The sequence below is a fragment of the Vibrio sp. 1978 genome (assembly GCF_033344345.1).
Genome location: NZ_JAWPOP010000698.1, coordinates 1 through 610, shown reverse-complemented (window position 1 = coordinate 610; position 610 = coordinate 1). Strand labels below are relative to the sequence as shown.

Sequence of the window (610 nt, the reverse complement as noted above, 5' to 3'; positions counted from 1 at the left end):
TGAGCAACTTGCTCCTGGGATCTTCAAACCAGGTTACAGAGGTTTCCGATTCAAGGAGGCTGCCGCTGGTGATTTGCCTACTGTCATGATTGACGGTCGGAAGTTCAACTGCGTTGCCAGCATAGCCAGAGCACATGGACTTGATCCGGTAACGGTGCGTAGGCGCATTGCGGACACAAGGAAGGCCGCAGACAAACTCTCCAATGATGAGTGGAAACTCATCCTCGCCAAGAAAAAAGGTAAAGGGAAACCCTTCACCTATCTGGACAGGACCTACAGCAACATTGCTCAGTTCTGTCGTGAGCATCAGCTCAACACCAACCTTGTTTACCAGAAAGTCAAAGACCGGGCTGATAGCGCTGATGAAGAGTTCTGGGGACAGATAATCGAAACATGCAAAAGGAAAGACTAATGGCAGAAAACAAAGAGATCCCCTGGGAGAAAGAACTCATTGAGAAGTACATGTTCACCCTGCATAAAGAGCAGGTGAAAGACCGGCGCTGGCGGACCATGTTGCGTGTGCTTCGCGCATCTGGTTTCGTGCTTCTCATGATCGGCTTCATCATTTTGGCATCTAATCCGGGTGGGATGCCGTGGCAAAGCGCCAAGG

2 pseudogenes are annotated in these 610 nt (G+C 50.5%); both read left to right on the top strand.

The features are described from left to right. Positions 1-412: pseudogene (locus R8N49_RS28625) on the top strand (hypothetical protein); the annotation flags it as partial. Then, a pseudogene (locus R8N49_RS28620) lies at positions 412-610 on the top strand (S49 family peptidase); the annotation flags it as partial. The pseudogenes R8N49_RS28625 and R8N49_RS28620, both read left to right, overlap by 1 nt.